Genomic DNA, 18,235 nt, shown 5'->3' on the forward strand with positions numbered 1-18,235 from the left:
GTTAAATAAAAAGAGATGTTTCTGAGTGTTTTGATGTGTTATAATTACAATGATATGAGCTTTTTATGCTCTCTAAACAAGAGAACAGGTAGGTGAAGACTTCATGAATGAAATCGGTGAAAAGTTACAAGAGGCTAGAAAAGCCAAAGGGTATACTTTGGATGATTTACAACAGATGACTAAAATACAAAAACGTTATTTGATTGCAATTGAAGAGGGCAATTATAATGTTATGCCAGGAAAATTTTATGCACGTGCTTTTATCAAACAATATGCGGATACAGTTGGATTAAATGGGGATCAGTTATTAGAAGAGTACACTGATATCGTGCCTCATACACACGATGAAGAGTATGTTGAAAAAGTATCCAGCAGCCAAACACGTTCTGGAAATAAAACAGGGAACGAATTACTCGGAAAAGTTCAAGATTATTTGCCGACTTTGGTTATTCTGTTGGTCGTTGTGGTTATTGCTGCAGCTATTTATTTCGCTTTTATTAAAACCAATCAATCTTCTCAAGAAAGTTTGATAACGAAAAACTCAGAAAGCGTAGTCGTTTCAAGCGCTGTTTCTAATTCGAACGATGCAAAAGATCCCTCAACTGAAGACTCTGCTACATCAGAATCAGAAAAAGAAGAAACGAAACAGGCTGTTTCTGTCCTGTCATCAACCGGTTCTCAAACAACCTATTCTGTAACAGGAACTACTGCAGAAAACACTGTTTCATTATCTGCTGAAGGCGGCGAAAGCTGGGTTAGTGTTGAAGCGGACGGAACGATGATCGATCAAGCGTTATTGACAGATGGCGATGTCTTGGATGCTGCTATTCCAGCTGATACAAAAACGGTTAACATCGTCGTGGGGAATGCATCTGTAACGGGTGTTAAATTAAATGATGAAAACGTAGATTATGCGCCTGAAGCAGCTAACGCCGTGACCCAAAAAATTGAGTTTCAATTTGAAGAAACAGAATAAACGAAATTGAACAATGAGAGTCCCTTATGTATGGAATACATCAGAGAGGATTCTTATTGTTTTGATTTTAACGTACTTAGAAAAAGAATAGAGAGAAGGCGATGTTTTGAATTTACCTAATAAACTTACGGTTGTTCGGATTATTATGATACCTGTATTTGTTATTATTTCCTTAGTTCCTTTGGATTGGGGTGTTTGGCATGTGTGGGGTTCAACCATTGAAATCACCCAACTGAGTGCTGCAATTATTTTTGCTTTAGCTAGTTTAACCGATTGGTTAGATGGAAAGATTGCCCGTTCTAGAGGATTGGTAACTAATTTTGGAAAGTTTGCTGACCCTTTAGCCGATAAAATGTTGGTTATGACAGCTTTGATTGTTTTAGTTGGACAAGGACTTGCTCCTTCATGGGTAGTAGCTATTATCGTCTGCCGCGAACTAGCTGTGACAGGTTTACGTTTATTGTTAGTAGAACAAGGTGGAACGGTGTTAGCAGCAGCATGGCCTGGAAAAATAAAAACGGCAACACAAATGATTGCGATCATTTTGTTGCAGATCGACAATTTACCATTTGCAGCTTTAGGGATTCCAATGGCTAGCATCATGCTGTACATCTGTCTGTTTTTCACTATTTATTCGGGAATCGATTATTTTATTAAAAACAGTGCAGTATTTAAAGGATCTATGTAAAAAAAATAGGAAGGAATGTTTTTAGTTAATTGAAGCATTCCTTTTTTTGTTGCCTCTAACCTATGCTAAACTACTACTAAGTAAAATCTGACTAAGAACACCTTTATTGAGTCAGAGGTCATTAAAGAACGAGGAAAAAGACAAAAATAAATAAATAGTGCATATACTAAAGTAAGGAGAAAAAAGATGAACGCTGAAATTATTGCTGTTGGAACGGAATTATTATTGGGACAGATCGTCAATACGAATGCCGCTTTTTTATCGCAACAACTCGCAACGTTAGGAATTGATGTGTACCACCAAGTTGTTGTAGGAGATAATCCGACCCGATTAAAAGAAGTGATCAAAATAGCAGAACAAAGAAGCGATTTGCTAATTTTAACGGGTGGCTTAGGTCCTACTAAAGATGATTTGACTAAGCAAGTGCTGGCAGAACATTTAAACAAAGAGTTGGTTTTGGATTCAGAGACTATGGCTAACATCACTGATTATCATAAAAAAATGAATCGAACAATGACGGAAAACAACCGGATGCAAGCACTGGTAATAGAAGGTGCAATGGTTTTGAAAAATCCGAATGGTTTAGCTGCTGGGATGTTTATCAAGCACAATGAGCAGACTTATTTACTATTTCCTGGTCCCCCGCATGAATTGAAAGCCATGTTTGTTCAAGAAGCAAAACCAATACTGCTAAGTTATGCTGATAAAGAAGATGTTTTAATGTCAAGAGTAATGCGTTTTTTTGGTATCGGAGAATCGCGTTTAGTTACTTTATTAGATGATTTGATCGAAACCCAAACCAATCCCACACTCGCTTCTTATGCGGGAGTCAATGAAGTGAGCGTGCGTTTGACGGCCAATGGAAGGACTGAGACGGATTGTCAAAAACTATTGGATGACTTAGAGGGAAAGATCCAAGACCGTGTAGGAGACTATTTATATGGGTATGGGGAAGAGACGCGCTTGGTCGAAGTAGTTGGTGAGCTGATCAAAAAACAACAATTGACTCTAACAGCTGCAGAGAGCCTGACAGGTGGAGCTTTTCAAAGTATGTTGACAACGACGGCTGGCGTTTCTGAATACTTTGAAGGGGGAGTAGTGACATATAGCAATCGTATAAAAGAAGACATCCTCGGTGTATCAAAAGAGACCATTGAACAATATGGGGTAGTCAGTGCACACTGCGCCATTGAAATGGCACAATGTGTTAAGAATCAATTTGGAACAGATATCGGTGTCTCCTTTACCGGTGTTGCAGGTCCTGCAGAATTAGAAGGACAAAAATCAGGAACGGTTTGGATTGGCTATGCTTTTAAAGATACCGTTTCTTATGCTAAATGCTTCCATTTTGGAAAAGGGCGCAACAGCAATCGCGAACAAGCAGTCTTATCGGCTCTGGATATGATCCGACGAGAATTGTTAGGGAAACCTATTGAGGGAAAAACTTATCTAAAAGATTAAAAAACCTGTTGGAAAAACAAACCGAATGTTTGTTCGCTTTTTTCTTGCTTTTAAATCAAAAAAAAGTTATAATAAGACTTGCGAGACTAATTAAAACAACTAACTAATTGAATGAATTTTGACAGATAGAAAGTAGTCAAGGAGGACACATTAATGGCAGAAGACCGTAAACAAGCATTAGATGCAGCATTGAAAAAGATTGAAAAAAACTTTGGTAAAGGTTCCGTAATGAAACTAGGGGAAAAAATCGATACCCGTATTTCTACTGTTCCAAGTGGCTCTTTAGCACTGGATGTTGCATTAGGAGTGGGCGGTTTCCCAAGAGGCCGAATCATTGAAGTTTATGGACCAGAAAGTTCTGGTAAAACTACAGTAGCACTGCACGCTGTGGCAGAAGTTCAAAAACAAGGCGGAATTGCCGCTTTTATTGATGCAGAAAATGCTCTAGATCCTAAATATGCTGCGGCATTAGGAGTAGACATTGATGAATTGCTTTTATCACAACCCGATACCGGTGAACAAGGACTAGAAATTGCTGATGCATTAGTATCAAGTGGAGCAGTTGACATCGTTGTAATTGACTCAGTAGCTGCTTTAGTACCGCGTGCAGAAATTGAAGGCGAAATGGGGGACAGTCATGTAGGGCTGCAAGCTCGTTTGATGTCTCAAGCTTTGCGTAAATTATCCGGTTCAATCAATAAAACAAAAACCATTGCGCTATTCATCAACCAAATTCGTGAAAAAGTTGGTGTGATGTTTGGTAACCCGGAAATTACTCCTGGTGGACGTGCTCTAAAATTCTATGCAACAGTTCGTTTAGAAGTAAGACGTGCAGAACAAATTAAACAAGGCACGGATATTATGGGAAACCGTACAAAAATCAAGGTCGTAAAAAACAAAGTAGCGCCGCCTTTCAGAGTGGCTGAAGTGGATATTATGTACGGAGAAGGGATTTCACAAGTCGGCGAGTTAGTAGATATGGGGTCAGAAAAAGACATCATTGATAAGTCGGGTGCTTGGTATTCTTATGAAGGCGAACGTATTGGTCAAGGACGCGAAAATGCTAAAAAATACTTTATAGACCATCCTGAATTACGAGCTGAAATCGAAGAAAAAGTTCGAGCAGCTTATGGTATTGGAGATGCACCAGCAGAGCCTGTTGAATCTGCTAAACCAGAAGAAATAAAAGAAGCAAAAGCAACTGTTAAAAAGAAAATTGCACCAGAAGAGATATAAACTTTATTAATAAGCCTAACAAAAAAACCATTCGTTTAGATTGGTTTTTTTGTTATAGAGAAAAATGAAAAAGATAAAGGAAAATAATCGATAAAATAGGATAGCGTTCTCATTTCAGGAACAAAAATGACCGAAACACCTCTAAAAGACATTATTAAGTTGACATGTTTGATGAGGACAATTAAAATTAAGATATCTATTACTTTATCTTTAGATAACAGGTAGGTTTTATTGGTAAATAAGTGTGTAGCTCTACCAAATAATTGATAAATAATAAATGACAAATTAAATATATGATACGGAGGTGGAAGAATGAATTTTATCAGTATAGCCTTCGCTATCGTTACTTTAGTTGTCGGTCTTTTTGTAGGATATGCTATCCGCAAATCAACCCATGAAAAAGAACTGGCTGGTGCTAGAAACACTGCAACTGGAATATTGGATGAAGCACAAAGAGAAGCAGAAACCATGAAAAAGGAAGCGATGTTAGAAGCGAAGGATGAAAACTACAAATACCGAACTGAAATTGAAACTGAGCTGAAAGAGCGAAGAAATGAGGTTCTAAGACAAGAAAATCGTTTGGTACAACGGGAAGATAACATCGACCGTAAAAATGATGGCTTAGAAAAGCGTGAACAACTGCTTGAAGCAAAAGAAGAGAAATTAAGTTCAAGACAACAACTAGTGGACGATTTGGAGAAGAAAGCGAAAGAATTGGTTGAGCAACAAGAAACCGAACTAGAACGTGTAGCTGCACTTTCAAGAGAAGATGCGAAACACATTATTATTCAAGAAACAGAAGATGACCTGTCACACGAATTTGCGGTAATGGTCAAACATTCAGAAGAAAAAGCTAAAGAAGAAGGCGATCGCCGTGCGCGTAACTTGATCGCTTTGGCCATTCAACGGTGTGCTGCAGATCAAGTATCCGAATCAACAGTTTCCGTGGTTACCTTACCAAATGATGAAATGAAAGGCCGCATCATTGGACGAGAAGGACGGAATATCCGAGCTTTGGAAACATTGACCGGTATTGATTTGATTATCGATGATACGCCAGAAGCGGTTATTTTAAGCGGCTTTGATCCGATTCGTCGTGAGATTGCTCGTATGACGCTTGAAAAATTGATTCAAGACGGCAGAATTCATCCGGCCCGAATTGAAGAAATGGTTGAAAAATCACGTAAAGAAATGGATGAACGTATTAGAGAAATTGGAGAACAAGCGACCTTTGAAGTGGGAGTCCATTCCATTCATCCAGATATTATCAAGATATTAGGACGCTTGCGTTTCAGAACAAGCTATGGGCAAAATGTTTTGCAGCATTCGATTGAAGTTGCAAAATTAGCGGGCGTATTAGCTGCTGAATTAGGCGAAGATGTGACTTTGGCTAAACGTGCAGGCTTGTTGCATGATATTGGTAAAGCTTTAGATCATGAAGTTGAAGGTTCACATGTAGAGATTGGCGCAGAAATCGCAATGCGCTATAAAGAAAACTCAACTGTGATCAACGCTATTGCTTCTCATCATGGCGATATTGAAGCCACATCTGTGATTTCTGTTTTAGTCGCTGCTGCGGATGCTTTATCTGCTGCTAGACCAGGAGCAAGAAGCGAATCGCTTGAGAATTACATTCATCGTTTAGAAAAATTAGAAAGTATTTCTAATGGTTTTGAAGGAGTAGAACAAAGTTACGCCATACAAGCCGGACGCGAAATCAGAATTATGGTTAAACCAGATAAAGTTGATGATTTGGAAGCTGTAAGTTTGGCGCGTAATGTCCGCAATCTGATTGAAGATGAGTTAGATTATCCAGGACATATCAAAGTAACGGTTATTCGTGAAACACGAGCGATCGAGTACGCAAAATAAAATGAGAATCAATGAAAAAACGAGACGACTATGCTTTAGTTGTCTCGTTTTTCGTTTAAGCTGTAAAAGAAAGGAATGTTTTTTCGTGGCTTTTCTTTACACAGATTTATTGTTAAAATAGAATAGATGCAACTAATAGAGAAGAGGCAATAAACATGAGATTATTATTTATTGGAGATGTCGTAGGTTCGATGGGCCGGGAAATGGTACACGATCATTTAGCAAAGTTAAAGCAAAAGTACAAACCTCAAGTCACCATTTTAAATGGCGAAAATGCAGCAGCAGGACGCGGAATTACCGAGAAAATTTATAAAGGTTTTTTACAAGATGGCGTAGATATTGTAACCATGGGAAACCATACTTGGGACAATCGAGAAATCTTCGAATTTATTGAAGATGCAAAAAAAATGATTCGACCGGCTAACTTTCCTGAAGGTACGCCTGGGAAAGGCATTGCTTATATTAAAGTGAATCAATTGGAATTGGCTGTTATCAATCTACATGGACGAGTGTTTATGTCAGATGTTGATGATCCTTTCCGAAAAGCAGATGAACTTGTTGAAGAAGCTGGTCAACGCACACCTTTGATTTTTGTTGACTTCCATGCTGAAACAACCAGTGAAAAACAAGCGATGGGCTGGTATCTTGATGGTCGCGTATCGGCTGTTGTTGGTACTCATACTCATGTTCAAACGAATGATGCGCGCATTCTACCTGCAGGCACAGCTTATTTGACCGATGCAGGTATGACAGGACCGTACGATGAAGTTTTGGGTATGAACCGTGATGCAGTAATAAAACGCTTTTTAACCCAAATGCCGACACGTTTTGAAGTGCCTAAAGAAGGACGTAAAATTTTATCCGGTTGTTTTATTGAACTTGATGATACAACGGGAGCAGCAAAAAAAATTGAACCAATCGTTATCAATGATGATCGACCATTTGGCGGAGACTTTTAATCAAAGGGACATAAAAACAGGAAAAACAAAAGGAAAGTATGAAAAGGGGGGATTAGCATGCCGCAAAAAACACAACATACCCCAATGATGGTGCAATATTTAGGAATCAAAGAGCAGTATCCAGACGCCTTTTTATTTTATCGCCTGGGAGACTTTTATGAGCTGTTCAATGAAGATGCGATCAAAGCATCACAATTACTGGAAGTTACTTTAACGACACGAAATAAAAATGCAGAAAATCCTATTCCAATGTGCGGCGTACCTTACCATGCTGCAAAAGGGTACATTGATGTTTTGATTGAAAAAGGCTATAAAGTGGCAATCTGCGAACAAGTAGAAGACCCAAAAACGGCTAAAGGTATGGTGAAACGTGAAGTTGTTCAGCTAATTACACCTGGTACGGCAATGGATTCTAAAACGATCGATGCAAAAACCAATAATTATTTGGCTGCTCTTTCGGTCACAGAAGAACAACAAATAACTATCGCCTATGCTGATTTAAGTACCGGCGAGCTGAAGGCTGCCCAACTAACTTCAATTGATGATGTTATCAATGAATTAAGCAGTTTAAAAACAAAAGAAGTTGTTTTTAAAGAAGCTGAGCATATTGAGCTGCAAACAGAATTACAGACAAAATTAGGCATACTGATCTCAACACAAAAAGACATTGAAGAAAATGCTGAATTTGCCTACTTGTCTAGTGAAGTAGAAAACACAGGTATTTTGTCGGTATTAAAAATTTTATTGTCTTATTTAAGTGTGACTCAAAAGAGAAGTTTAGCGCATTTACAAAAAGCAGAAGTTTATACACCGACACACTACTTAAAAATGGATCATTATTCTAAACACAATTTAGAGTTGGTTACATCTATTCGAACGGGCCAAAAAAAAGGTACCTTGCTTTGGCTAGTAGATGAAACAAAAACGGCAATGGGAGGACGCTTACTGAAACAATGGATTGACCGACCGTTGATTCAAGAAACCGCGATTCGCGCTCGACAAGACATTGTGGAAAGTTTAGTGAATCACTTTTTTGAACGAACCGATTTAAATGAAGCATTGACGCGAGTATATGATTTAGAACGTCTGGCGGGCAGAGTAGCTTTTGGGAATGTAAACGGCCGTGATTTAATTCAGTTGAAAACCTCTTTAGTACAGATTCCTCAATTAAAAGAGATCATTGAACTAATGAATAAAAATGAATGGGATTCGTTGTTGTCTGATTTAGATACGGTGCCAGAAGTTGTGTCTTTGATTGAGAATGCTATCAATGATGATGCACCTTTATCGTTGAAAGACGGCAGTGTAATCAATGATGGATTCAATCAAACCTTGGATCAGTACCGAGATGCTATGCGCAACGGCAAACGATGGATTGCTCAATTAGAAGCAGAAGAACGCGAAAAAACCGGCATAAAGACCTTGAAAATCGGCTATAATCGTGTATTCGGTTATTATATTGAAATTACTAAGTCCAATTTGGCCAATTTGCCAGAAGGAACGTATGAACGGAAACAAACGTTAGCGAATGCTGAGCGATTCATTACTCCGGAATTAAAAGAGAAAGAAACTTTGATTTTGGAAGCAGAAGAAAAATCGTTAGCATTAGAATACCGTTTGTTCACAGAAGTGAGAGAGACTGTTAAAGCTTATATTGAACGGTTGCAGTTATTAGCGAAGACAGTAGCAACGATTGATGTATTGCAAAGTTTTGCAACCATCAGTGAAAAGTATCATTACGTTCGTCCTGAACTGACATTTGACAGCCAAGACTTGATGTTGGTCAATGGACGCCATCCGGTGGTTGAAAAAGTTTTAGGTCAACAAACGTACGTCCCGAATAGTGTGGAGATGGATGCTAATACAGAAATCATGTTGATTACCGGACCAAACATGTCGGGGAAAAGTACTTATATGCGTCAATTGGCTTTAACGGTTATCTTGGCGCAAATGGGCTGTTTTGTACCAGCAGAAACCGCTAATCTGCCTGTTTTTGATCAGATATTTACTCGAATCGGAGCAGCGGATGATTTGATTTCTGGTCAAAGTACGTTTATGGTCGAAATGATGGAAGCTAACCAAGCATTGCGTCATGCGACTTCTAATAGTTTGATTTTATTCGATGAAATCGGACGGGGAACGGCGACTTTTGACGGGATGGCTTTAGCAGAAGCTATCATAGAATACATTCACAAACACGTGCATGCTAAAACCTTGTTTTCAACGCATTATCATGAATTGACGGTACTAGAAGAAGAGTTACCTGGACTGGTCAATACCCATGTAGGCGCCGTTGAAGAAGACGGCGAATTGATTTTTTTGCATAAAATGCTGCCAGGGCCAGTTGATAAAAGTTACGGGATCCATGTAGCCAAATTAGCCGGATTGCCAAATAGCTTATTATCTAGAGCAGCCGTTATTTTAGAGCGGTTAGAACAAAAAGAAGAAATCGTTTTAGGAAATCACACAGAGCCGAAAAATGTTCCACTTTCCAATGTGATGAAAGAAGAACCTACATCTGTTGGGGTATCGGAAGCAGCAGAAGGGCAATTGTCTTTATTTGGAGCACTAGACGAAACGGAATCAACGGTCATTAAAACTCTAACAGAGTTGAATTTACTCACGATGACGCCTTTAGAAGCGTTGAATGCCTTACATCAGCTCCAGCAACAATTAAATTAAGCAGATTGTTCCAGCGAGTAAAGAAAGGAGGAGAGAAAATGGCGAAAATTCAAGAACTGTCAGAAATATTAGCGAACCAAATAGCGGCTGGTGAAGTTATCGAACGCCCAGCTTCAGTGGTAAAAGAGTTGATCGAAAATGCTATTGATGCAGGAAGCACGCAAATCGATATTCTTATTGAAGAAGCAGGGTTGAGAAAAATTCAAATCATTGACAATGGCGTTGGAATTGATTCAGATGAGGTCTTGAATGCATTTAAGCGGCATGCAACAAGCAAAATTTATTCACGCGATGACTTATTTCGCATTCGTACATTAGGTTTTCGAGGAGAAGCTTTGCCAAGTATCGCCTCTGTTTCTGACATCACATTAGAAACCTCTACTGGTAGTCAGCAAGGAACATTTGTTAAGTTAAAAGGAGGACAAGTGATCGAAGAGCGGCCTAACCAAGCTAGAAAAGGAACGACGTTGACTGTAGAAAATTTGTTTTTCAATACGCCTGCTCGATTGAAATATGTTAAAACGCTGCAAACGGAACTTGCCAATGTAACAGACATTGTTAACCGTATGGCCTTGAGTCATCCACAAATAGCGTTTCGTTTGGTTCATGATGGCAATCAGTTGACGCGCACTGCTGGAAACGGCGATTTAAAACAAACGTTGGCTGGCATATATGGGGTTTCAACTGCAAAAAAAATGCGAAAAATAGAAAAAGAAGATTTAGACTTCAAAATTTCAGGCTATATTTCATTGCCTGAAATTACACGAGCTAGTCGAAACTATATTTCTATTATTATTAACGGCCGGTACATTAAAAATTATTTACTCAATAAGGCGATTATCGCCGGTTATCGTTCAAAATTAATGGTGGGGCGTTTTCCAATAGCTGTTATTGAAATTGATATTGACCCCCTTCTGATTGATGTTAATGTTCATCCTACAAAACAAGAAGTGCGTATCAGCAAAGAAAAAGAATTGATGGAGCTTATTGAAGCCGCCATTAACGAATGTTTAAGCGGAGAGCAGTTGATTCCTGAAGCATTGGGAAATTTGGGCTTTAAAAAAGAAACGCAACAAGCGCAGCAACCTACGGAACAAACACGGTTAGATTTTGCACAATCTAGCAGCGATGAAAAAGCAGAGCGGTCAATACCGTCAAATAATTGGCACACTATGCACTCACCACCAGCTGTTGAGCAAAGTCGATCAGTAGCATTTGAGGACACGTCTGGACAGGAAATGAAGCCAGAGGATTTTGTGTTTAATGAAAAAACGGATTATTCAGCAAGCGATCAACTAGAAGACATGAAGAAAATCGCTTCCGTATCAGACGCACATCGCCAACCCTATTTGCAAACAGCAGAAAAAATGTTAACAACAGAATCTCCGGAAAAAGACCAAGTAGCTCATTTGCCATTGTTAGAATACGTTGGTCAAATGCATGGCACGTATTTATTCGCACAAAATGAAAATGGGTTATATATCTTAGATCAACATGCGGCTCAAGAACGAATCAAATACGAATATTTCCGGAAGAAAATTGGAGAGGTCAGTACTGATCTACAGGATTTATTGGTCCCTCTTTTGCTAGATTACCCAAGCAACGATGCCATCAAAATTAAAGAAAACCAAGAAGCTCTAGAAAAAGTCGGTATTTATTTGGAACCATTCGGACAGAATAGTTTTTTATTGAGAAGCCACCCGGTTTGGTTCAACCAAGGAGAAGAAGAAACGATTGTTAGAGAAATGATAGATTTGCTGTTAGAGCAAGGGACCGTTAATGTTGCTAAGTTCCGCGAAGCTTCCGCTATTATGATGAGTTGCAAAGGATCAATCAAAGCCAATCATTATCTGAATGATACCGAAGCTCGTGCGCTATTAGTAGACTTAGCAAAAACCGAGAACCCGTATAATTGTCCTCATGGTCGACCAGTATTGATCCAATTCACAACAAATGATATGGAAAAAATGTTTAAACGTATTCAAGATTCTCATTAAATGAATGAGATAGGAAAGCGAACCGATAAGTTGAAGCTTAGCATTAAATGAGCTAAAATAAATAGAGGCGCTATGGATGATTTAAGCAAAATCAAATCAGAAATGTGTTTTTAGAACTAGAGAGGAGCCTTAAAATGACAAAATTTAGTCAAGAAGAACTCAAACAAACATTAACTCCTATTCAATATGAAGTCACACAAAATGAAGCAACCGAACGTCCTTTTACTGGTGAATACGATGCTTTTTACGATGACGGTATTTTTGTAGACGTCGTCAGCGGCAAACCACTATTCTCTTCAACAGATAAATATGATGCTGGTTGTGGCTGGCCATCGTTTACTAAACCCATTGCTTCTGAAGAAGTTGTTGAAAAAATGGATCGCAAACTTGGTATGGCTCGAACAGAAGTACGCAGCAAAGAGGCAAATTCTCATTTAGGGCATGTTTTTAATGACGGTCCAACAGAAGCTGGCGGTTTGCGTTATTGTATCAACTCTGCAGCTTTACGTTTTGTTCCAAAAGAAAAACTAGAAGAAGAAGGGTATGGCACTTACCTTAACTTATTTGCTTAACCGTATTAGATTCAAAACGGTAAAGAAAAACAGATCTAAAATGAATCCAACATCCTCTCTCAACTATGAGCAGAGGGTGTTTTCTTTATTCGAAAGATACATAATGAGCTGTGAAGTATAGAACGTTTCCAAGAAATAGAATGGGAGATTTTTTGAGAATCTCCCATTCCTTCCTAGAATATGATAGAATACTAAGGGAACAAGTGTGCTGTTTAGCAGCTTAGTAAAATGAATGGAGCTAAAAACATGTATGAGTACATTAAAGGAGTGGTAACGTTTGTTACCCCAGCTTATGTGGTTGTTGAAACAGGAGGATTAGGCTATCTGCTTTATGTAGCTAACCCATTCCGTTTTTCCAGCAAACTAAATGAAGAAGTGACGATTTACGTCCATCAAGCTGTACGAGAAGATGCAATCACACTCTATGGATTTAAAGATTACAATGAAAAACAATTGTATTTAAAATTAATCAGTGTGTCAGGGATTGGACCAAAAAGCGGGTTAGCTATCTTAGCAAATGATGACCATTCAGGTTTAGTGCATGCGATTGAAAGCGAAGACGCCACTTACTTAATGAAATTTCCTGGAGTCGGAAAAAAAACTGCTTCTCAAATTATCTTAGATTTAAAAGGAAAATTGGATGATTTAGATATTCCAGCGGTTCTGACTGAAGGAAATATCCAGCAAGAATTAGCATTGCCTTCAAACCATGAACCGGCTAATGAAGCATTGGAAGCTTTAGCTGCGTTGGGATACAGCGCAAGAGAAATCAAAAAAGTTGAACCTGAGATTCGAAAATTAACTAAGGAAACAACGGATGCTTATTTAAGAGAAGCTTTACGCTTATTGATGAAGAAATAAGCAGGATCAAAATACAGAAAGGGTGAACAACAGTGACTTATGAAGACCGGATTATTTCTGGAGAAAGCGATAGTATGGACGAGCTATCGATTGAAAAATCCTTACGGCCACAGTACTTAAACCAATACATTGGACAAGCAAAATTAAAATTAGAACTAGGCATTTATATCGAAGCAGCTAAAAGCCGTGAAGAAGCTTTAGACCATGTTTTATTATATGGTCCTCCAGGATTAGGGAAAACGACCATGGCAATGGTTATTGCTAATGAAATGGCTGTTAACATACGAACCACTAGTGGGCCAGCTATCGAAAAAGCTGGTGATTTAGTAGCCCTTTTGAATGAATTAGAAGCAGGCGATGTGTTGTTTATCGATGAGATTCACCGGATGCCGAGAATGGTAGAAGAAATGCTCTATTCTGCAATGGAAGATTATTTCGTTGACATCATTGTTGGGCAAGGACCGACGGCTCATCCCGTTCATTTTCCGTTGCCGCCCTTTACTTTGATTGGTGCGACCACACGTGCTGGGATGCTATCAGCGCCTCTTCGCGATCGTTTTGGAATCGTCTCGCATATGGAATATTATACGATCGAAGATTTAAGCGATATCGTCATCCGCTCAGCGGATATCTTTCAAACTGAGATTCATGATAGCGGAGCGTTGGAAATTGCCAAACGTTCTAGAGGAACACCACGGGTTGCCAATCGGCTTTTGAAGCGTGTACGGGATTATGCGCAAGTCCAATCTGACGGCATCGTTAATCAAAAAGTAGCTGATGCAGCTTTATCAATGCTGCGTGTGGACCAAAAAGGACTGGATTATGTCGATCAAAAGATGGTTCGGACAATGATCGAAGTCTATGGCGGCGGGCCAGTAGGACTGTCTACTATAGCAGCAAATATTGGGGAAGAAATGGAAACGATCGAAGATATGGTCGAGCCGTATTTATTGCAAATGGGCTTTATTCAGCGTACTCCACGTGGTAGAATTGTAACGCAGTTAGGTTTTGACCATCTTGGTTACCCTATAAACAACTAATAAAGACAGGAGCGTTTAAACATGTTATCAACAAATGATTTTGATTTTGAATTGCCTGAAGAGTTGATTGCTCAAACACCACTAGAAGATCGCTCCGGATCAAGACTTTTGATTTTGGATAAAGAAACTGGTGAAATAGAAGACAAGCACTTTACAGCTATTTTAGATGAGTTACATGCAGGTGATGCCTTAGTAATGAATGACACGCGTGTTTTGCCAGCTCGTCTTTACGGAACCAAACCTGAAACAGGGGGACACGTTGAGGTGTTGTTGTTAAAAAACACTTCAAATGATGAATGGGAAACATTAGTTAAGCCGGCTAAACGAGCTAAAGTTGGAACGGAAATTCATTTTGGAGATGGTCGTTTGAAAGCTGTGGTCAAAGAAGAATTGGATCATGGTGGACGAATCATTGATTTTTCTTATGACGGTATTTTTTTGGAAGTCTTAGAATCTCTTGGAGAAATGCCTTTACCGCCTTATATTAAAGAACGACTCGAAGACAATGAACGTTATCAAACGGTTTATGCAAAAGAAAATGGTTCAGCAGCTGCTCCTACAGCTGGTTTGCATTTTACTGAAGAGTTATTAGAAAAAATTAAAGCTAAAGGGGTTCAATTGGTTTTCTTAACATTACACGTCGGGTTAGGAACGTTCCGGCCCGTTAGCGTCGATTCCATTGAAGACCATGAAATGCATTCTGAATTTTACCGTTTATCTGAAGAAGCCGCTAGCCAATTAAATGAAGTAAAAAAGGCAGGTGGCAGAATTGTTGCTGTAGGAACAACTTCTATACGGACTCTTGAAACCATTGGGACAAAATTTAATGGCAGCATTCAAGCAGATAGCGGCTGGACTAGTATCTTTATTTCTCCAGGCTATGAGTTTAAGTTAGTTGATGCTTTTACAACTAATTTTCATTTGCCTAAGTCAACTTTGGTTATGCTCGTCAGTGCTTTTGCGGGAAGAGAGCAGGTTCTAGCAGCTTATGAGCATGCTGTAAAAGAAAAATATCGGTTTTTCAGTTTTGGAGATGCGATGTTTGTAAAATAAACAACAAAAAAGAGAAGCGGGCTGAAAATGCCAACTTCTCCTTTGTTTTAAGAGAGGTATGAGTGAACTTTTTTTTTAGAATCGAACTGTTTGGATATTAAACTTCTTTTGAAAAAACGACATGTGATTCTTTTATACTTTATTCGTTGCGTTCATTTAAGCGTAAACTAACTATCGAGCTAAGATTTGTTTTTTTTAATCGCCTACTTAACTGATTGACTTAACTGAATGGTTATTGAAACTGGTAAATCGAAACTGAATGTTGATTTTATTTGTTTCTTTGAAGCTAAACAAAAAAGAAAGTTTGTCGTTCACTCATACGTGCATCTCTCTTTACACTCATAATATAGCATGAAAAGGTATCGCTTACAAGTTAAGTGCTTAAGAAAACCAATTTATTTTAGGTTTCGGAAATAGACCGGTTTAAAAACTTGAATAGATTGAAAAATGTCGTAGTTCGTTTATTTTTAAAATACGGATCGCAAAAATATCTGTTTCTTATTTTGCGATAAAAGGCTATATTAGGTGGTAATAAAAGCCTCTTAAGGTCTAAGCGGGTTTGCAAAAAAAGAAAATTCTTAGTATAGTTACTAAAGTGTTAAAATACGATTGACAAAAATAAAATTGCCAAGAACAATGAAAGTAGGAAAATAAATATGTCTGAACCGGCTATTAAATACCGTTTAATAAAAAAAGAAAAACATACTGGTGCTAGATTAGGAGAAATCATTACTCCTCATGGAACCTTCCCTACACCAATGTTTATGCCAGTAGGAACACTGGCATCCGTTAAGAGTATCGCACCTGAAGAGTTAGAAACTATGGGAGCAAATATTATTTTAAGCAATACCTATCATCTATGGTTAAGACCAGGAGAAGATATTGTCGAAGAAGCGGGTGGATTGCACAAATTCATGAATTGGGATAAAGGAATCTTAACCGACTCTGGTGGGTTTCAAGTATTCTCATTGAGTGATATGCGCCGCATTGAAGAGGAAGGGGTTCATTTTAGAAATCATCTGAACGGTTCGAAAATGTTTCTTTCTCCAGAAAAAGCTATCGGCATCCAAAATAAGTTAGGTCCGGATATCATGATGAGTTTTGATGAATGCGCTCCTTTTGAAGAAAGTTTTGATTATGTGAAAAAATCTGTTGAGCGAACTAGCCGTTGGGCAGAACGTGGACTAAAAGCTCATGCTAAACCCAACCAACAAGGATTATTTGGTATTATCCAAGGCGCGGGCTATAAAGAATTGCGTCAGCAAAGTGCTAGAGATTTGGTTTCAATGGATTTTCCTGGTTATTCAATCGGTGGTTTATCCGTTGGAGAGCCTAAACACTTGATGAATGAAGTGTTGGATTACACTACACCGCTGATTCCTGAGGACAAACCTCGTTATTTGATGGGAGTAGGAACAGCCGATTCTTTGATTGACGGAGTTATTCGCGGTGTAGATATGTTTGATTGTGTATTGCCGACGAGAATTGCTCGTAATGGAACGTGTATGACCAGCAAAGGGCGAGTAGTTATTAAAAATGCACGATACGAACGGGATTTTGGCCCGCTTGACGACAAATGTGATTGCTACACTTGTAAGAACTATACTAGAGCGTATATTCGTCATTTAATCAAAGCAGATGAAACGTTTGGTTTACGCTTAACGAGTTACCACAACCTTTATTTCTTGTTAAATGTGATGAAAAACGTTAGACAAGCTATCATGGACGATAACTTGCTTGAATTTAGAGAAAACTTTTTTGAAGAATATGGGTACAATAAACCAAATGCTAAGAATTTCTAACAATTCTTAAAAATGTGTAGTACTGAAGGGCAAAGTTTGGTACAGTTAGTACTAGGCTAGATCGAATCGATGAAAGAATGGAGTGAAGAAATGGATTTTATTATTACTATTTTACCTTTTGCTGCGATTATGGGATTGATGTATTTTATGATGATCAAACCACAAAAAAAAGCGGCTGAAAAAACTAAAAACATGTTGGACTCTTTGAAAAAAGGTGACGGTATTGTAACAATTGGTGGCTTGCATGGAATCGTTGATGAAATTAACGATGTAGAAAAAACGGTTGTTCTTGATTGTGAAGGCATTTTCTTAACCTTTGAAAGACGCGCAATTGCACGCATCAAAGATGTCGCTGTTGCCTCAACGATTGAAACATTTGAAGCCAATCCAGAAGATACCAACGACGTAGAATAAAATAAAAGCGATCATTTAGTGAAACAAAAGAGAGGATGAAGAGTCTTTTCTTTTGTTTTTTTTCACTACTAAAAATGAATCAATAATTGGGCAAAAAAATCCCCCAACGTAAGGAGTGTTTGATTTGGCTAATGATTCAACACCTTTATTTGAAAAGTTGGAACCCTGGTTAAACTTGAAAATCCAAGAATTCCACACACTGGGTTACCAACAGATTACAAAAGAAGATCTATGGCATTATTTAATGTATTTTTCTTGGAAAAAAGCTATTCCCAAACATTATTACCAACAAATTCGGCAAGTCATGACGTTGACTCCTAATGATTATTTAGATTTTGCCTCTGTAGAAGCGCTGATTTCTCCAGCTAGTTCATTAGACGATATGGATTTAAAAAGTTTATTTTAAGAAAAAGGCTAAGGCCTTTTTTTTATATTCAATTGTGAATAAAGTTCTATTCTTGTCGACAAGAGTTGTTTAGAAATCAAACTAATTCAGATAGACGAAAATCAATTATAACCTTTATACGTTAGGGTTTTAAAGGTTTTTTGTAAAATGTTAAAAACTTTCCATTAAAAGCTTTACAATTTTTGAATAATAGCTTATGCTTGTATTGTGAAAAAG

15 protein-coding genes are annotated in these 18,235 nt (G+C 38.3%); all 15 read left to right on the forward strand.

Going from position 1 to position 18,235, the window contains the following annotated elements:
• Positions 1-103 precede the first annotated feature (103 nt).
• The 15 genes from JHE06_RS03420 to JHE06_RS03490 all read left to right on the forward strand — a co-directional run bounded on the left by JHE06_RS03420 (position 104) and on the right by JHE06_RS03490 (position 18,019).
• The gene (locus tag JHE06_RS03420; RefSeq protein WP_201089484.1) at positions 104-976 is read left to right on the forward strand and encodes a helix-turn-helix domain-containing protein; all 873 of its coding nucleotides are present in this window, start codon (positions 104-106) and stop codon (positions 974-976) included.
• 106 nt (positions 977-1,082) lie between these two features.
• Positions 1,083-1,664, forward strand: a complete 582-nt coding sequence (pgsA, locus tag JHE06_RS03425) for a CDP-diacylglycerol--glycerol-3-phosphate 3-phosphatidyltransferase (protein ID WP_058920135.1) — start codon at positions 1,083-1,085, stop codon at positions 1,662-1,664.
• Between the two features lie 186 nt (positions 1,665-1,850).
• Positions 1,851-3,125, forward strand: a complete 1,275-nt coding sequence (locus tag JHE06_RS03430; protein WP_058920136.1) for a competence/damage-inducible protein A — start codon at positions 1,851-1,853, stop codon at positions 3,123-3,125.
• Positions 3,126-3,278: 153 nt separating this feature from the next.
• On the forward strand, positions 3,279-4,361 hold the full coding sequence (gene recA / locus JHE06_RS03435; RefSeq protein WP_058920137.1) for a recombinase RecA: 1,083 nt from the start codon (positions 3,279-3,281) through the stop codon (positions 4,359-4,361).
• A gap of 312 nt (positions 4,362-4,673) precedes the next feature.
• Positions 4,674-6,233 carry a ribonuclease Y gene (rny, locus tag JHE06_RS03440; protein WP_058920138.1) on the forward strand — a complete coding sequence of 520 codons (1,560 nt, stop codon included), beginning with the start codon at positions 4,674-4,676 and terminating at the stop codon, positions 6,231-6,233.
• Positions 6,234-6,388: 155 nt separating this feature from the next.
• Positions 6,389-7,192 (forward strand): TIGR00282 family metallophosphoesterase, encoded by an 804-nt coding sequence (locus JHE06_RS03445; protein ID WP_058920139.1) that lies wholly within the window; start codon positions 6,389-6,391, stop codon positions 7,190-7,192.
• Positions 7,193-7,249: 57 nt separating this feature from the next.
• Entirely contained in the window at positions 7,250-9,874 is a 2,625-nt protein-coding gene (mutS, locus tag JHE06_RS03450; RefSeq protein WP_201089485.1) for a DNA mismatch repair protein MutS, read from the forward strand.
• A gap of 38 nt (positions 9,875-9,912) precedes the next feature.
• The gene (gene mutL / locus JHE06_RS03455) at positions 9,913-11,871 is read left to right on the forward strand and encodes a DNA mismatch repair endonuclease MutL (RefSeq protein ID WP_201089487.1); all 1,959 of its coding nucleotides are present in this window, start codon (positions 9,913-9,915) and stop codon (positions 11,869-11,871) included.
• A 134-nt stretch (positions 11,872-12,005) separates the two neighbouring features.
• A complete protein-coding gene (msrB, locus tag JHE06_RS03460; RefSeq protein WP_058920142.1) occupies positions 12,006-12,443 on the forward strand; it encodes a peptide-methionine (R)-S-oxide reductase MsrB in 438 nt (145 codons plus the stop codon).
• 246 nt (positions 12,444-12,689) lie between these two features.
• Complete coding sequence (ruvA, locus tag JHE06_RS03465; protein ID WP_058920143.1) at positions 12,690-13,304, forward strand: Holliday junction branch migration protein RuvA; 615 nt, start codon at positions 12,690-12,692, stop codon at positions 13,302-13,304.
• A gap of 74 nt (positions 13,305-13,378) precedes the next feature.
• Positions 13,379-14,344, forward strand: a complete 966-nt coding sequence (ruvB, locus tag JHE06_RS03470; RefSeq protein WP_058920328.1) for a Holliday junction branch migration DNA helicase RuvB — start codon at positions 13,379-13,381, stop codon at positions 14,342-14,344.
• 21 nt (positions 14,345-14,365) lie between these two features.
• Positions 14,366-15,397 carry a tRNA preQ1(34) S-adenosylmethionine ribosyltransferase-isomerase QueA gene (gene queA, locus JHE06_RS03475; protein ID WP_201089489.1) on the forward strand — a complete coding sequence of 344 codons (1,032 nt, stop codon included), beginning with the start codon at positions 14,366-14,368 and terminating at the stop codon, positions 15,395-15,397.
• A gap of 656 nt (positions 15,398-16,053) precedes the next feature.
• On the forward strand, positions 16,054-17,199 hold the full coding sequence (gene tgt, locus JHE06_RS03480) for a tRNA guanosine(34) transglycosylase Tgt (protein ID WP_058920145.1): 1,146 nt from the start codon (positions 16,054-16,056) through the stop codon (positions 17,197-17,199).
• Between the two features lie 90 nt (positions 17,200-17,289).
• Positions 17,290-17,613, forward strand: coding sequence for a preprotein translocase subunit YajC (yajC, locus tag JHE06_RS03485; protein ID WP_082664248.1), 324 nt, complete (start codon positions 17,290-17,292; stop codon positions 17,611-17,613).
• A 124-nt stretch (positions 17,614-17,737) separates the two neighbouring features.
• A complete protein-coding gene (locus JHE06_RS03490) occupies positions 17,738-18,019 on the forward strand; it encodes a post-transcriptional regulator (protein WP_201089491.1) in 282 nt (93 codons plus the stop codon).
• Positions 18,020-18,235 lie beyond the last annotated feature (216 nt).

Origin of the sequence: Carnobacterium sp. CS13, from assembly GCF_016653495.1 — a bacterium.
Lineage (GTDB): Bacteria > Bacillota > Bacilli > Lactobacillales > Carnobacteriaceae > Carnobacterium_A > Carnobacterium_A antarcticum.